The sequence below is a fragment of the Pseudomonas sp. LBUM1666 genome, from assembly GCF_059695775.1.
Map to the genome: position 1 here is coordinate 1327898 of NZ_CP166789.1, position 16379 is coordinate 1344276.

General features: G+C 60.2%; 13 protein-coding genes. 6 read left to right on the forward strand and 7 right to left on the reverse strand.

Annotated elements, in window-relative coordinates; genetic code table 11:
• Nucleotides 1-2: 2 nt before the first annotated feature.
• Nucleotides 3-179, forward strand: coding sequence for a hypothetical protein (locus ACA056_RS05915; RefSeq protein ID WP_497271194.1), 177 nt, complete (start codon nt 3-5; stop codon nt 177-179).
• Here the strand turns inward: ACA056_RS05915 and gpgF are convergent.
• The 4 genes from gpgF to ACA056_RS05935 form a co-directional block, all read right to left on the reverse strand.
• Nucleotides 166-1161, reverse strand: a complete 996-nt coding sequence (gene gpgF / locus ACA056_RS05920; protein ID WP_403143103.1) for a glucosaminyl phosphatidylglycerol flippase — start codon at nt 1159-1161, stop codon at nt 166-168. The two genes, ACA056_RS05915 and gpgF, sit on opposite strands and share 14 nt — an antisense overlap.
• Complete coding sequence (gene gpgD / locus ACA056_RS05925) at nt 1158-1934, reverse strand: N-acetylglucosaminyl phosphatidylglycerol deacetylase (RefSeq protein ID WP_497271196.1); 777 nt, start codon at nt 1932-1934, stop codon at nt 1158-1160. The genes gpgF and gpgD overlap by 4 nt, the downstream gene beginning before the upstream one ends.
• The gene (gpgS, locus tag ACA056_RS05930; RefSeq protein ID WP_497271198.1) at nt 1927-3048 is read right to left on the reverse strand and encodes an N-acetylglucosaminyl phosphatidylglycerol synthase; all 1122 of its coding nucleotides are present in this window, start codon (nt 3046-3048) and stop codon (nt 1927-1929) included. The genes gpgD and gpgS overlap by 8 nt, the downstream gene beginning before the upstream one ends.
• A gap of 281 nt (nt 3049-3329) precedes the next feature.
• Complete coding sequence (locus ACA056_RS05935) at nt 3330-5219, reverse strand: methyl-accepting chemotaxis protein (RefSeq protein WP_497271200.1); 1890 nt, start codon at nt 5217-5219, stop codon at nt 3330-3332.
• A gap of 189 nt (nt 5220-5408) precedes the next feature.
• Here ACA056_RS05935 and ACA056_RS05940 point away from each other — a divergent pair, with 189 nt between their 5' ends.
• Nucleotides 5409-6896, forward strand: coding sequence for a helicase HerA-like domain-containing protein (locus tag ACA056_RS05940; RefSeq protein WP_497271202.1), 1488 nt, complete (start codon nt 5409-5411; stop codon nt 6894-6896).
• Between the two features lie 123 nt (nt 6897-7019).
• On the opposite strand, the gene ACA056_RS05945 is transcribed toward ACA056_RS05940, so the two are convergent.
• Nucleotides 7020-7475 carry a DUF721 domain-containing protein gene (locus ACA056_RS05945; protein WP_111451433.1) on the reverse strand — a complete coding sequence of 152 codons (456 nt, stop codon included), beginning with the start codon at nt 7473-7475 and terminating at the stop codon, nt 7020-7022.
• 307 nt (nt 7476-7782) lie between these two features.
• On the opposite strand from ACA056_RS05945, the gene secA reads away from it, so the two are divergent.
• The 4 genes from secA to ACA056_RS05965 all read left to right on the forward strand — a co-directional run bounded on the left by secA (nt 7783) and on the right by ACA056_RS05965 (nt 13569).
• Nucleotides 7783-10518, forward strand: a complete 2736-nt coding sequence (gene secA / locus ACA056_RS05950; protein WP_497271205.1) for a preprotein translocase subunit SecA — start codon at nt 7783-7785, stop codon at nt 10516-10518.
• 122 nt (nt 10519-10640) lie between these two features.
• Nucleotides 10641-11858 (forward strand): bifunctional glutamate N-acetyltransferase/amino-acid acetyltransferase ArgJ, encoded by a 1218-nt coding sequence (gene argJ / locus ACA056_RS05955; protein WP_497271207.1) that lies wholly within the window; start codon nt 10641-10643, stop codon nt 11856-11858.
• Nucleotides 11859-11995: 137 nt separating this feature from the next.
• Nucleotides 11996-12628: a glutathione S-transferase family protein gene (locus ACA056_RS05960; RefSeq protein WP_497271209.1), complete on the forward strand. Its 633-nt coding sequence runs from the start codon at nt 11996-11998 to the stop codon at nt 12626-12628.
• The gene (locus tag ACA056_RS05965) at nt 12625-13569 is read left to right on the forward strand and encodes a Nudix family hydrolase (protein ID WP_497271211.1); all 945 of its coding nucleotides are present in this window, start codon (nt 12625-12627) and stop codon (nt 13567-13569) included. The genes ACA056_RS05960 and ACA056_RS05965 overlap by 4 nt, the downstream gene beginning before the upstream one ends.
• 177 nt (nt 13570-13746) lie before the next feature.
• On the opposite strand, the gene ACA056_RS05970 is transcribed toward ACA056_RS05965, so the two are convergent.
• Together ACA056_RS05970 and ACA056_RS05975 are read right to left on the reverse strand one after the other, a co-directional pair.
• On the reverse strand, nt 13747-14328 hold the full coding sequence (locus ACA056_RS05970; protein WP_462004307.1) for a cob(I)yrinic acid a,c-diamide adenosyltransferase: 582 nt from the start codon (nt 14326-14328) through the stop codon (nt 13747-13749).
• Nucleotides 14329-14330: 2 nt separating this feature from the next.
• Complete coding sequence (locus tag ACA056_RS05975) at nt 14331-16367, reverse strand: sensor histidine kinase (RefSeq protein WP_497271213.1); 2037 nt, start codon at nt 16365-16367, stop codon at nt 14331-14333.
• Nucleotides 16368-16379: the final 12 nt, after the last annotated feature.

A 16379-nucleotide genomic window follows, 5' to 3' on the forward strand; every position in this document is an offset into this window, starting at 1 on the left:
CCATGGCCGATCCACTCGATAAAGCTACATCCAAGGCTCCCGCCACGTTGGGCGAAGGGTGTTTGAGTCGTTACGACCCGCAAGACATGAGCCCTGAAGACGGCACGGAGTTTCCCGGTGCCGCCGAGTTGTGGGAGCAGTTGCAGAAAGAGCCCGACGATAAAACTAAGCCTGTTTGAACTTCATCAACTTCTTCAGCAGCGGCCGCCCAAGCATCAGTAAAAATACCGGCCCACCGACTACCAGATAAAAGTAATAAGTCACCGCCCGCCAGATCAGAATCGCCGCCGCCGCGGTGGATTTTCCCACCATCGGCGCCAGCAGCGCCGCCGACGTCAACTCCGCCGCCCCGGCACCGCCCGGCAACAGGCTGAACTGCCCCGCGCTCAGTGAAAGCATCTGGATCAGAAAGCTCCAGGCCCACTGCAAATCCGCCCCGAGCCCACGCAACGCCAGATACAGCACGCTATAGCGCAAGATCCAATGCAGGCAAGTCAGGGCAAACACCGTGATGAGCGTCTGAAAGGGCAGCTTCAGTGTGTCCGTGAACGCCGCCAGAAAGTGCAGGAGTTTTCGCGCCCAGCGTACGCGCGTGGTGGCTTTGACATTCAGGCGAGCGAGCAATCGACCGCTAAGACGAATCAGTACTCGATGGTAGCGGGCGACCACCACGCAACTGAACAACCCGCCGAACATCGAAATGGCGCTGACGGTCAGCAGCCATTCCATGCGTTGGCTGAGGTGCTGGAACAACGCATAGATCAGGATCCCGCTCAGCGCGCAGAGAAAAAACAGCAAATCGCTCAGCTGATCCATGGCAAACACGGCGCTGCCCCTGGCCGGACGCACGCCATTGCGCGCCAGCAGCGCCATGATGGTCAGCGGCCCGCCGCTGCCGCCGGGGGTAGCGCAATAGGCGAATTCGGCGGCCATCACCACCCCGAGACTTTTTAGCGGGCCCACCTTGTCACGCTGATCCCCGAGCAACAGGCGCAAGCGCATCGTGTTCAGCACCCAGCACAGCAGGATCATGCCGAACATGATCAGCAACCATGTCAGCGGAAAGCTTTGCAGTCGATACCAGGTTTCGTTGCCGCCCAGCAGCGACGGAATCAACACCGCAGCGAGCAGCGCGACGAGCAGCAGAATCCCGCGACTCATGCGGCGCGACCCATACGGTCGCTTTGCAGTGCCAGCCAGCGTGCCTTGGTCATCGGCACTCGTCCTTCGTCGAGCAAGCGCTTGAGGGTTTGCAGCCAGTAAGTGCGCGAGAACTCATGGCGCATATCCACCGGGTGCAGGCCGAGACGAATCACCGGTGCTTGCTGCCAGCGTTGTTCGCGTTGATCGCTGACGAGCTTCGATAGTCCTCGGCGCCAGGCACTGCGCGCACTCCAGACCAGTCCCTGCGCGTCGACCGCGGTGAAGTCTGGCAGACGATACAGATGCTGCGGATCGCTGGTGTAACTCAGGGGTAACTGGCGCAAGGCCTGGCGCGTCCCTTCGCTCATCAACCAGGCCGGGGCGACGAAGCCCTCCAGCGGCCAGTGATAACGGTGGAACACTTCGATACCGGCGCGCAGGCGGGCGAGGGCGACTTCTTGAGTCAGGCTGTAAAACTCGCCTTCGTGGGTGTAGATCCTGCGCATGAACCAGTCTCGTGGAGTTGTGGGAGTGGGCGCTTCATCGCAATGAAAGTAACCGTGCAATGCCAGTTCGTCACCCCGGGCGATACGACGGGTGAGCAAACGTCGAAATCCCGGATGCTCCTCCAGATCGTTGTGTTTGTGGAAATTCGGCACCACCAACCAGGTCATCGGCACCTCGCCCAGAGCGTCGACGGCTTCGACAAAGGGTTGATAATCGGCCCAGGTTTGCGGTGCGACGTCGTGCAGCACGAGTAACAGGCTGGGCGGGTTCATGGGCTCAACCATTGGCCGTCAGCGGCCAGTGGCTGCCGAGCACGGCGTGATAGTGCCCCAGCAGGCTGTTGACCACCGTGTCCCAGGAGTAATGCCGTTCGACATGGCTACGGGCCTGTTTGCCCAAAACCACGCTGCCCGAACTGAACAGCTCGCGGACCGCGTTGGCCATCGCCAATGGATTATTCGGCGGGCAGAGCAGGCCGCATTGATCGGTGATGATTTCCTGAAAGGCCCCGGCCGCCACCGCCACCACCGGAATGCCACTGGCCATGGCTTCAAGAACCACCAGGCCGAAGGTTTCCTGATCACCGGCGTGCAGCAGTGCATCGGCGCTGGCCATCAATCGCGCCACGTGTACCGCCGGACAGAACTCACCGACCACGGTGACGTTGTCCGGCACCACGGCCGGCATCGACGAGCCTACCAGTAGCAGGTGATAGCGTCGGCCCAGGCATTTCATGCAGTCGAGCAGCACCGGCAGGTTTTTTTCCTTGGAGCCGCGCCCGGCGAAGATCAGCAAATGCGTGTTTTCATCAATACCCAATTCGGCCCGCAGGCCCGTGTCTCGTGCCATGGGATTGAAGGTTTGCAAATCGACGCCCAGCGGTTGCACGAAAACGTTCTTCACCCCCAGCCCGATCAGTTTGTCGGCCATGACCTGGCTGGGTGCCAGAACCCGATCGAAGTTGCCATAGAGCTTGCTGACATAGGCTTCAACGTTGGTAGTGACCCAGTTGCCCATGCGATTGCTGACCAGCAGCGGCAGGTCCGAGTGATAAAAGCCGATCACCGGGACATCGAGTTGCCGTCGGGCATCGAGGGCCGCCCATGCGGTGAGGTAGGGGTCACCGACCTCGATCAGGTCGGGCTGTAAGTCCTGCAGAACATTGCGCCATGGTGCGAGACGGAGAGGGAAGCGATAACCCTTGCCGAAGGGCAGGGCGGGGGCCGGAACCGTGTAAACGCCATCCTGTTCACTTAAGTAAGCCCCGGGGATCAACAGGCTGTGGCGAATGCCCGGCTTGATGCTCAGGCGACGGTGTTTGGCATCCAGATAAGTGCGCACGCCACCGCTGGCAGGGGCGTAGAACATGGTTATGTCAGCGATATGCACGATGAACATCCCTCCGGTCCGTTGGGCTCCCTTGGTTGACCTTTATGAAGGATAGATGTTCGGTTGGGGTTTTGTGGTGTGAGGGCGATCGTCACCCCTCACCCTAGCCCTCTCCCAGAGGGAGAGGGGACCGACCGAGGTGTTCTTTAGAGTTACATCGACCTGAACGTCCGAGTCGAACTCAGGTTTAGAAAAGCATGCGATCAGCTCCCTTTCCCCCTCTCCCCTATGGGGAGAGGGTTGGGGTGAGGGGTGGATCTACGCTTCAACGCCAATCCACCGTCGAACCCTCAGATCCGGAAACTGCCTACCAACTGTTTCAACCGCGCCGCCTGCTGCTCAAGATCCGAACACGCCCGCAACGTCGACTGCAGGTTTTCCACGCCTTCCTGATTCAGTGTGTTGATCTCGGTAATGTCGACGTTGATCGATTCCACCACCGCCGTCTGCTCCTCGGTCGCCGTCGCCACCGACTGGTTCATCCCGTCAATCTCGCCGATACGCAACGTCACGCTGTTCAAACGCTCGCCGGCCAGGTTGGCGATTTCGACGCTGTCCTGGCTGTGGCGCTGGCTGTCGCTCATGGTGCTGACGGATTCGCGGGCGCCGACTTGCAGCTCCTCGATCATGGTCTGCACTTGTTGCGCTGATTCCTGAGTGCGGTGCGCCAGGTTGCGCACTTCATCGGCCACCACGGCAAAACCACGTCCGGCTTCACCGGCGCGCGCCGCTTCGATAGCCGCGTTGAGCGCCAGCAGGTTGGTTTGTTGGGAGATGCTGGTGATCACTTCGAGAATCTGCCCGATGTTCACCGTCTTGCTGTTCAGCGATTCGATGTTGGTGCTTGAGGCGCTGAGCATGCTCGACAGCTGATTCATCGCGACAATGCTGCGATCCACCACTTGCTGACCATCTTCGGCCAGGCTGCGGGCATCGCTGGCCTGACTCGATGCTTGCGCTGCGTTGCGGGCGATTTCCTGAGCGGCGGCGCCGAGCTGGTTGATCGCCGCGGCCACGCTGCTGGTGCGCGAAGCCTGTTGGTCGGAGTTGAACATCGACGAGTTCGAGGCGGCCACTACACGCAAAGCCACTTCGTTAACCTGCCCGGTGGCCGACGACACTTCGCGGATCGAACCGTGAATGCGTTCCACGAAGCGGTTGAACGCGGTACCGAGGACACCGAATTCGTCGTTGTTCACGATGGTCAGGCGCTTGGTCAGGTCGCCTTCACCGTCGGCGATGTCTGCCATGGCGCGGGTCATGACGTGCAGCGGCTGGATCAGGATGCGGATCAGCATGCCCAGCAGAGCGATGATGATGGCCACGGCAATGACTGTCGCAATGACCGCCGAGGCGCGGAATTCGGTGAGCATCGAGAAGGCTTTGTCTTTATCCACCGACAGACCGATGTACCAGTTGACCGATGGCAGGCCTTTAATTGGGGTGAAGGTGACGATGCGGGTTTTGCCGTCGACTTCCACTTCACTGAAGTCGCTGCTCAGGCGCGGGGTATTTTTCGGGTACGCCTCGCTCAGGGACTTCATCACCATGGCTTTTTCCGGGTGGACCAGAATCTTGCCGTCGGCGCTCACCAGAAAGGCGTAGCCCATGCCGTCGAAGTCGCGGGCGCTGAGGGTGTCGATCAGGGTTTGCAGGCTCAGGTCGCCGCCCACCACACCGACGCTTTGCTCGGCCTTTTTCGAGGCGGTGGCGATCGAGATGATGGTTTGGCCGGTCGCCGCGTCGATGTAGGGTTCGGTCAGGGTGGCGGTGCTGCTGCTTTCGGCGCCTTTGTACCAAGGGCGAACCCGTGGGTCGAAGCCATCGGGCATCTTCGCATCCGGGCGGATGGTGAAGTGGCCGGTGGCGTCGCCCAGGTAGGACGCCATGAAGGTCGACGTCAGAGCTTTCTGCTCAAGCAGGCTGGAAACGGTGGCCTGTTCGGGATTGATGGCGATGTTCTGGGCGAGGTTGTCGATCAGCAGGATACGACCGGCGAGCCAGGTCTGGATGTTGTTGGCGGTGACGTCTCCCATCTCATTGAGGTAGTTATCCAGGTCTTCGCGAATGGCGTTGCGCTGCAAATAGTCGTTGTACAGCGTGAACGTGGCGAAGGCGGCAATGACGATGAGGGCGGCGGCAAGCAGGATTTTATGGCTGAAGCGCAGATTTTTGTTCATGGCTCGGGGGGTCCGCTAAGGTCTTATTGTTCGGGGCGCGTTGCTGTTAATGCGCGCAAAATGAGTGCGCAATGGAGCGAGTCGGTAATTCCTGCTCTCCATAGGGGAATGTCGGACCTTGCTTTCAATTGGGTCTCTCGCTTATTTCTATCGGCCGTGAAGGATCAAAGATTAACCATGGGTGACAAAATGCCTGACTCATTACAACTCGTTATCGGTGCCGACCTCGCCGGGCAGCCCATTGCCCAGGCCATGCGTCTGGCGAACCGTCATGGTTTGGTCGCGGGCGCTACCGGGACGGGCAAAACCGTCACCTTGCAACGGATGGCCGAAGCCTTCAGCGATGCCGGCGTGGCGGTGTTTGCCGCGGATATCAAGGGTGACCTGTGCGGTCTGGGCGCCGCCGGCAACCCTCAAGGCAAAATCGCCGAGCGGATCACCGGGATGCCCTGGCTGAACCACACGCCTCAGGCGTATCCGGTGACCCTGTGGGACATTCATGGTCAGTCCGGTCATCCATTGCGCACAACCTTGAGCGAAATGGGGCCGTTATTGATTGGCAGCCTGCTGGAGCTGACCGACAGCCAACAGTCGGCGCTGTACGCCGCGTTCAAGGTGGCGGACCGTGAAGGGCTGTTGCTGCTGGACCTCAAGGACCTGAAGGCACTGCTCAATCACCTGCGTGACAACCCCGAATTGCTGGGGGACGACGCCGCGCTGCTGACCACCGGTTCCAGTCAGGCGCTGTTGCGACGTCTGGCGACCCTGGAACAGCAGGGCGCCGAAGCGCTGTTCGGTGAGCCGGCGCTGCAACTCGAAGACATCCTGCAGCCGACCGCCGAGGGCCGTGGGCGCATTCATTTGCTCGATGCCAGCCGTCTGGTGCACGAAGCGCCGAAGGTCTACGCGACGTTCCTGTTGTGGCTGCTGGCCGAACTGTTCGAGCAATTGCCAGAGCGCGGGGATTCGGACAAACCGCTGCTGGCGTTGTTTTTCGACGAAGCGCATTTATTGTTCGCCGGTACGCCAAAGGCGTTGCAGGATCGTCTTGAGCAAGTGGTGCGGCTGATACGCTCGAAAGGCGTTGGCGTGTATTTCGTCACGCAATCGCCGGGCGACTTGCCGGATGACGTGCTGGCTCAGCTCGGTCTGCGCGTTCAGCATGGCCTGCGCGCGTTCACCGCCAAGGAACAGAAATCCTTGCGAGCGGTGGCTGAAGGCTTCCGTCCGAATCCGGCGTTCGATGCCTTGTCGGTGCTGACCGAGCTTGGAATCGGCGAGGCGCTGGTCGGTACGTTGCAGGACAAGGGCACACCGGAGATCGTCCAGCGGGTTTTGGTCGCGCCACCGCAGTCGCGGATCGGGCCACTGAGCGAGATTGAACGCACAGCGCTGATCTCGGGGTCGCCATTCAAGGGGCGGTATGACAAACCCGTTGATCGCGAATCGGCTTATGAAGTGTTGATGGGGCGCAAAGGGTTGGCGCCAGAGCCTGACGCTGTTCCGGGCAAACCGGCAGTCGAAGAGCCAAGCTTCACCGACAAGGCCGGGGAATTCCTCGGCACCGCGGCGGGGCAGGCACTGAAATCAGCGATGCGCCAGGCGGCCAATCAATTGGGCCGACAGTTGGTGCGCGGTCTAATGGGCTCTCTGCTCGGAGGCAGCAAGCGCCGCTAAACATCTGGCTGGGTGCAATCAATGTGGGAGCGAGCCTGCTCGCGAAAGCGGTAGATCAGACAACATCTATGTTGAATGTCAGGCCGCCTTCGCGAGCAGGCTCGCTCCCACATGGGTTCTATGTCATGCCTTGGGTTTGGCGTGAGCCGCCAGCCGTTCCAGCGCCGCCCGCAGATTCGGATCGCTGATCCCGTCGGCTGTGGCCTGAATGGTCGCGCCTGCATCGGTCGACAAACTGATGGTATGCCCAGCCGCCCCTTGCTGAACCGTGGGCGGCTGAACCTTGAACAGAATCCGCGTCAAACTGGCGAATTCGTCGAACATCTGTAATTGCCGTTGCAGACGCTTTTGCTGATAACGCAGGCGGGTTGCCCAATGACCGTCGGTCACTATCAGCAACAAACTGCCTTCGCGCCACGACGCCACATGGCAATGCTCGCGGGCGGCGGGCTGCAATTGGCTTTCCAGCAGACGTTGTAAATGACCCAGGCGTTGAGCGTGGCCGAAGATGGCTTTCAGCGGTTTGGCTTCGCGAAGCAGGACGGCGGGTGCTCTGGCCGTAAGAGGGCGAAATGCCATGATCAGACACCTGAAGTAACAGAGCCGCCATGGTAGCAGAAAGCACCGGATGCACCCGAGCCATTGCTTTACGAGCGCTTTACCCATTAAATCAACAAGTAACTTGTGCCGTGAATGGCTTGAAGTTCAGCAAAAAGCCCTTATTTTAAGTGAGCCCCGTCACAGCGCTGTGCCAGCATCGTGGAATAACGCCACTTTCCTCACCATCGTTTCCGGGTAGAATGCTCGTTCGCATGCGGCCATGAGGGCTGCTCGGGCGACTCACGGGGCCGCCCTCCATCCCTTTAGTGTGGAAGATCCTGCCGATATGTTTGCGCCTTTGTTAAAGAAACTTTTTGGAAGCAAGAACGAGCGTGAAGTCAAACGCATGCTCAAGACGGTGCAACTCGTCAATGCCTTCGAAGAGCAAATGGTGGCCCTTTCGGACGATCAATTGCGTGCCAAGACAGATGAGTTCAAGGCCCGCATCGCCAAAGGGGAAACCCTCGACAAGCTGCTGCCAGAAGCCTTTGCGGTCGCCCGCGAAGCCGGTAAGCGCGTCATGGGTATGCGCCACTTCGATGTCCAGCTGATCGGCGGCATGACCTTGCATGAAGGCCAGATCGCGGAAATGCGTACCGGTGAAGGCAAGACCCTGGTGGCAACACTGGGCGTTTACCTCAACGCACTGTCCGGCAAGGGCGTGCACGTTGTGACGGTGAACGACTACCTGGCCCGTCGTGACGCTAACTGGATGCGTCCGCTCTACGAATTCCTCGGAATGTCGGTCGGTGTTGTCACGCCGTTCCAGCCGCCGGAAGAGAAACGTCTGGCTTACGCTGCCGACATTACCTACGGCACCAACAACGAATTCGGTTTCGACTACCTGCGCGACAACATGGCGTTCAGCATGGAAGAAAAATTCCAGCGCGAACTCAATTTTGCCGTGATCGACGAAGTCGACTCCATCCTCATCGACGAAGCCCGTACCCCGCTGATCATTTCCGGTCAGGCCGAGGACAGCTCCAAGCTGTACATCGAGATCAACAAACTGATCCCGCAGCTTGAGTTGCACATCGAAGAAGTTGAAGGCGAAGTCACCAAGGCCGGCCACTACACCGTCGACGAGAAGACCCGTCAGGTCGAGCTCAACGAAGCCGGTCACCAGTTCATCGAAGACATGCTGACCCGCGTTGGCCTGCTGGCTGAAGGCGAGAGCCTGTACTCGGCGCACAACCTAGGTCTGCTGACTCACGTTTATGCTGGTCTGCGCGCTCATAAACTGTTCAATCGCAACATCGAATACATCGTGCAGGATGGCCAGGTCGTTCTGGTCGACGAACACACCGGTCGCACCATGCCGGGTCGCCGTCTGTCCGAAGGCCTGCACCAGGCCATCGAAGCCAAGGAAAACCTGAACATTCAGGCCGAAAGCCAGACCCTGGCCTCGACCACGTTCCAGAACTACTTCCGTCTGTACAACAAGCTGTCCGGCATGACCGGTACCGCTGACACCGAAGCGTTCGAATTCCACCAGATCTACGGTCTGTCGGTGATGGTTATCCCACCGAACAAACCGCTGGCGCGTAAAGACTACAACGACCTGGTGTTCCTGACCGCTGAAGAGAAATACGCGGCGATCATCAATGACATCAAGGAATGCATGACCCAGGGCCGTCCGGTGCTGGTGGGTACTGCAACCATCGAAACTTCCGAGCACATGTCTGCGCTGCTGGAGAAGGAAGGCATCGAACACAAGGTTCTGAACGCCAAGTTCCACGAAAAAGAAGCCGAGATCATTGCCCAGGCCGGTCGCCCCGGCGCACTGACCATCGCCACCAACATGGCCGGTCGTGGTACCGACATCCTGTTGGGCGGTAACTGGGAAGTGGAAGTGGCAACCCTGGAAGACCCGACCCCTGAGCAGATTGCCCAGATCAAGGCCGACTGGCAGAAACGTCACCAGCAAGTGCTCGAGTCGGGCGGTTTGCAGGTGATTGCTTCCGAGCGCCACGAATCGCGCCGTATCGACAACCAGCTGCGTGGTCGTGCCGGTCGTCAGGGTGACGCTGGTTCCAGCCGTTTCTACCTGTCGCTGGAAGACAGCCTGATGCGCATCTTCGCCTCTGATCGGGTGAAGAACTTCATGAAGGCCCTGGGCATGCAGCCTGGCGAGGCGATCGAGCACCGCATGGTGACCAACGCCATCGAGAAGGCTCAGCGCAAGGTTGAAGGCCGCAACTTCGACATTCGTAAGCAACTGCTCGAGTTCGACGACGTCAACAACGAACAACGTAAAGTGATCTATCACATGCGTAACAGTTTGTTGGCCGCCGACAACATCGGTGAAACCATCGCCGACTTCCGTCAGGACGTACTCAACGCAACCGTCAGCGCACACATTCCACCGCAATCGCTGCCTGAGCAGTGGGACGTGGCCGGTCTGGAAGCGGCGTTGCAGAGTGACTTCGGTGTGGCGCTGCCGATCCAGAAATGGCTCGACGAAGACGATCACCTGTACGAAGAAACCCTGCGCGAGAAGCTCATGACCGAGCTGCTGGCCGCGTACAACGAGAAAGAAGAGCAGGCGAGCGCCGAAGCGCTGCGCACCTTCGAGAAGCAAATCGTTCTGCGTGTGCTCGACGACCTGTGGAAAGACCACCTGTCGACCATGGATCACCTGCGTCATGGCATCCACTTGCGTGGTTATGCACAGAAGAACCCGAAGCAAGAGTACAAACGCGAGTCCTTCACGCTGTTCTCCGAGCTGCTGGATTCGATCAAGCGCGACTCGATCCGTGTGCTGTCCCACGTTCAGGTTCGTCGCGAAGATCCGATCGAAGAAGAGCAACGCCTGCGTCAGGAAGCCGAAGCGCTGGCTGCGCGCATGCAGTTCCAGCACGACGAAGCACCGGGGCTTGAGCAACCGGAACTGCTGGGTGAAGAGGTCGATGTCGCCCTTGCCACCGCGCCGGTACGCAATGAACAGAAGCTGGGCCGTAACGAACTTTGCTACTGCGGTTCGGGCAAGAAGTTCAAGCATTGCCACGGGCAGATCCAGTAAAACCCGTTTCATACGCTGAAATACCCGCGCCGCGACCGGCTTATGCCGTCGCGGCGTTTTGCCATTTAAACCACCGTTCTTCCTGAAAGCGGTGCTGACATCATTTATTAAGGAGCGCATTCATGGCTGTTGGTCTTGGTCCTTTGCCAACGTTGCACCCGGTTGCCGGTTTTGAACTCGGTATCGCCTCGGCTGGCATCAAGCGCCCGGGGCGCAAGGATGTTGTGGTCATGCGCTGTGCCGAAGGTTCCACGGTCGCAGGCGTGTTCACCCTGAACGCTTTTTGCGCGGCTCCCGTGATCCTGGCCAAGCAGCGTGTGCAAGGTCCGGTGCGTTACCTGTTGACCAATACCGGCAATGCCAACGCCGGCACTGGCGAACCAGGCCTTGCCGCCGCCGAGCGCACGTGCGCCAAGCTGGCTGAGCTGACCGGCGTCGACGCCAGCCTGGTGCTGCCGTACTCCACCGGTGTCATCGGTGAGCCGCTGCCGGTCGAGAAAATCGAAGGCGCGCTGCAAGCGGCGCTCGATGATCTGTCGGTCAACAACTGGGAAGCGGCCGCCACCGGGATCATGACCACCGACACCCTGCCAAAAGGTGCCAGCCGCCAGTTCCAGCATGACGGCGTGACCATCACCGTCACCGGTATCAGCAAAGGCGCGGGTATGATCCGCCCGAACATGGCGACCATGCTCGGCTACATCGCCACCGACGCCAAAGTCTCCCGCGACGTGCTGCATAACCTGCTGTTGGACGGTGCCAACAAATCGTTCAACCGCATCACCATCGACGGCGACACTTCGACCAACGACTGCTGCATGCTGATCGCCACCGGTCAGGCAGCACTGCCGGAAATCACTGAAGCCAGCGGTGATTTGTTCGCCAAGCTGAAACAGGCCGTATTCGAAGTGTGCATGGACGTGGCCCAGGCCATCGTTCGTGACGGCGAAGGCGCGACCAAGTTTGTGACCGTTGAAGTCAACGGCGGCGGCAATCACCAGGAATGCCTGGACGTCGGTTATACCGTGGCCCACTCGCCGCTGATCAAAACCGCACTGTTCGCCTCCGACCCGAACTGGGGTCGCATTCTGGCTGCCGTGGGCCGTGCCGGCGTACCGAACCTGGACGTGAGCAAGATCGACGTGTTCCTCGGTGATGTCTGTATCGCCAGCCGTGGCGCTCGCGCATCGACCTACACCGAAGCCCAGGGCGCGGCCGTGATGCAGCAAGAAGAAATCACGATCCGTATCGAGCTGGGTCGCGGTGATTGCAGCGAAACCATCTGGACCACCGACCTGTCCCACGAATACGTGAAGATCAACGCCGAATACCGCACGTAAGACCGAGTCGCCCCCATCGCGGGCAAGCCCGCTCCCACAGGACCTGCGCTAACCCTGTGGGAGCGAGCTTGCTTGCGATGACGGTCTGTCAGTCACTGCATAGACTGGCTTGTTCCCTCCACCAAAAGGTCCCGAACATGAGCCTTCACCTGATCATCGGCGACAAACTGATTTCCTCCTGGTCCCTGCGCGGCGCGTTGGCCCTCGACCTGGCCGGCGCCCCTTACACCGAAGAACTGATCAAGCTGAACCAGCCGGATACGCGTGAGCGTCTGCTCAAGCACTCGCCGACCGCGAAAGTCCCGCTGTTGAAAACCGAACACGGCACCATCGCCGACTCCCTGGCGATTGCCGAGTATCTGGCAGAGCAGTTCCCCGACGCGGGCCTCTGGCCCAAAGACACCGTCGCCCGCGCCCAGGCCCGTTCGGCCTGCGCGCAGATGCACAGCGGCTTCTTCGCCATGCGCGGCAACATGCCATTCGACCTGAGCCACGACGCTGCGCTGTCGCCGACACCGGCTGACGTCCAGGCCGACATTGAGCGTATGTTGGCGTTGTGGGCCGAGTGCCGCGCCGCCGCCACCGAAACCGGTCCCTTCCTGTTTGGCGGCGCGACCTTGGCCGATGCCTTCTTCGCACCAATCGCCGTGCGCCTGCGCACCTATCAGGTGAGGCTGCCCGCAGCGGACGCGGCCTACGTCGAAACCATCTACCAATGGCCAGCCTTCAAGGCGTGGCGGAAGGCAGGTCTGGAGGAGGTAGAGCGGTGAAACGAGTCCACGTAGCCGCCGCTGTTATCCGTGATAGCAGTGGCAAGATCCTCATTGCCCGCCGTGCCGACACCCAGCATCAGGGTGGCCTGTGGGAATTTCCCGGTGGCAAGGTCGAGGCCGACGAATCCGTCGAAACCGCCCTGGCTCGCGAGCTCCATGAAGAGTTGGGCATCGTGGTCAACGCGGCTCGCCCGCTGATCAAGGTCCGGCACGATTACCCGGACAAGCAAGTGTTGCTGGACGTTTGGGAAGTGTCGGCCTTTACCGGCGAACCACACGGCGCCGAAGGCCAGCCGTTGGAATGGGTCGCGCCCCGCGATCTGCTGAACTACGAGTTCCCGGCGGCCAACCAGCCGATTGTCGCTGCAGCACGTTTGCCTGCTGAATACCTAATCACCCCCGAAGACCTGGAAACCCCGGCCTTGCTACGCGGTATTCAAAAAGCCATTGCTGGCGGCATCAAGCTGATCCAGTTACGGGCACCCAACGGCTACGATCCGAAGTACCGCGATCTGGCGGTGGACGCGGCGGGGCTGTGTGCTGGCAAGGCGCAGTTGATGATCAAGGGGCCGTTCGAATGGCTGGGAGATTTCCCGTCTGCCGGTTGGCACATCACCTCCGCGCAACTGCGCAAATACGCGGCGGCTGGCCGCCCGTTACCGGCGTCGCGCTGGCTGGCGGCGTCCTGCCATAACGCTGAAGAGCTTGCGTTGGCCGAGCAGATGGGGGTGGATTTTGTGACCCTGTCACCGGTGCAACCGACCCTGACTCATCCGGGGGCTCAGCCGCTGGGTTGGGAACAGGCTTGCGCGTTGATCGAAGGTTTCAGCAAACCGGTGTTCCTGCTCGGTGGTGTTGGCCCGGCGGATCTTCAGAAAGCCTGGGGCGCGGGCGCACAGGGTGCGGCGGGGATTCGGGCGTTCTGGCCTGAAGCCTGATCCTGCGTTGAGTTTACTGGCCTCATCGTCGGAACGCCGCCCGGAGCCAGCTCGCTCCCACAATTGATCTTTGGTGTTCACAAATCTTGTGTTCACAGAAGATCCACTGTGGGAGCGAGCTGGCTCCGGGCGGCGTTCCGACGATGAGGGCCTGACAGACGACAATTTTCTACCAGGTTAAACCCCAGGTTTCGCCGCCGGCTGCCAAAGTATCTCGGCAATCCCTTGCCGCTTGGCAATCAACCGCGCCACCACAAACAACAAGTCCGACAACCGATTGATATACGCCAACCCAACCCCGGCCAACGGTTCGACAGCGTTCAAATGCTGACACCGTCGCTCGGCACTGCGCGCCAGGCTTCTGCACACATGGGCCTGGGCAATCAATGCCGAACCACCCGGCAGAATGAAATTCTCCAGCGGCCCCAGTTCTTCATTCCACACATCAATCGCCGCTTCCAGACGTTCGACTTCTGCCGTGTTCAGTGCCTGATACACCGGCATCGCCAGTTCACCACCCAAGTCGAACAACCGATGCTGGCAAGGCGCCAAAACCTCGATCACCTCGTTCAATCCTGGATAGGTACCACTTTCCGCCGCCAACCCGGCCAATAGCACACCCACCTGACTGTTCAGCGTATCGACTTCGCCAATGGCTTCGATCCGCGGATGGTCCTTGGGCACGCGGCGGCCGTCGCCCAGCCCGGTTTCGCCTTTGTCGCCGGTGCGGGTGTAAATCTTCGACAAGCGAAAGCCCATGGTTACCTCGATAGCTGATTGAGTTCTTGAGAGACGAGCGGGGTGCCCGCCAAGGGCAGGCGCAAGGTGAAACACGTGCCTTGGCCCAGGGTCGATTGCACTTCCATCTGACCCTTGTGGTTGTTGGTAATGATGAAATACGAGACCGACAGGCCAAGGCCGGTGCCCTGACCGATTTCCTTGGTGGTGAAGAACGGCTCGAAGGTGCGTTTGCGCACGCTCTCGCTCATGCCGATGCCGTTGTCCTCCACCTGGATTTCCGCCCACGGCGGATTCAGCTTGGTGCGCAGAATGATCCGTCCCGGCTCGTGGTCGTCTTCACGTTGGTGGATCGCCTGAGCGGCGTTTTTCAGCAGATTGAGCAGCACTTGCTCCAGTTCGTTGGCGGTCCCGGGCACCGGGCCCAACGCTGGATCGAACTGGCGAATGATCGCCTGACCCTTGAAGTCGAAACCGATCGCCAGGTCGAAGTCGTTGCCGGCGATTTCCACCGCCTGATCGATCAGCGCCGGCAGGTCGCAGGGGGCCATTTGCCGGGTACTGCGGCGACTGAAACTGAGCATGTGCGTGACAATCTTTGCCGCCCGGGCGCCAGCCTGTTGAATGCCGTCGAGCAACTGCGGCACTTCGCGCGCTTGCAGGTATTTGTTGACCGTTTCCAGCGCGATCCCGGTTTGCTCGGCTTGTTCGAGATTCTTCGGCAGATCAGGCGAAAGGCGTCGGCGAATGTTCTGCACGTTGTGCAGGATCGCGCCTAACGGGTTGTTGATCTCGTGGGCCATACCCGCGGCAAGGCCACCGACCGAGAGCATTTTTTCCGACTGCACCATCATTTCTTCCAGGGACAGGCGCTGAGTGATGTCGTCGATCCGGATTACCACACCGCGCCCGGCACCGCCCATCAGCGGGTAGAACGTCAGGGCGTAGTGCTTGGGTTCTTCGTCCTTGAACCAGGTGACACGCTCGATCTTGGCCACCGTATGCTGCTCGACGGTTTGCTTGAGTTGCGGCAGAAACGGCTTGAGCGGTTCGAAAGCGAGAAAAATAGGCTGGTTCAGGGCTTCGTCGAGGCGCGTGCCAGACAGGGCGCTGGCCTCCTGATTCCACTGCGTCACGTAGAGCTGTTCATCAAGGGCAATCAGCGCCGAGGGCATGGAATCGATGATGCTGTTGAGGTAGTTCTGGAAACCGGTGAGCTTCTTCTCGATCTTGCTGCGCACCTGAACTTCGAGTTCCAGTTTGCGATTGGTATGGCGGGTTTCTTCGGCCAGGCCCTGAGCCTGGTCATACGCCGCCTGGGAGTCGTCCCGGGCCCGCTTGAGTTGCTGCTCACGGGCCTCGATCCGCGAGAGCATGGTGTTGAATGCCTCGGCGAGGCTGCCGATTTCGTCATGGTTGCCGCGGGAGGCGCGCAGGGCGTAGTTCTCTTCCCGGGTCACTTGCCGGGACAGTTCTTCGAGCTGGTGGATCGGTCGGGTAATCAGGCGTTTGATCTGCCGGGCAATCACCAGCCACAGCAACACACTGAAGATCAGAATCCCGAGACTGGCTGTAAGGGTCCCGGTGTAGAACGCCATCGGCAGTTCGCTGCTGGCGACCAGTAACAGGTGGCCGGGCGCGGTGCCGGGGCGGGGCAGGGTGATGATTTGATTGCTGCGAAACTCCGTGGCTTGCCAGGATTCAATGTGCCGGTAACGCGTTGGCAGGTTCAGATTTTCGCCATGCTGCAACTGCGCCAGACGCTCGCCCTTGCCGTCATAAAGGGCCGCCGCGCGCAACGGTGAATAGCTGTTGAGCTCATTGAGCAGGCGTTCGGCGCTTTGCGGTGACTGCAAGGCTTCGGACACCAGGCTGGGGTTGGACACCAGGCGGCCGATGGTCTGCAAGGCCTGAGGTGCCATGCTTTCCTGGGAGATGTAGTACGCGGCGCTGATAAAGGTCAGGTTGGCGACCAGCAGGACGGTGGTCAACAGCACCAACAGGGCGGCCAGCAATTTCTGGCCGACCGGAAGGTTTTCAAGGCGCTGGCGCAATGGCATCAGGTTCATCGC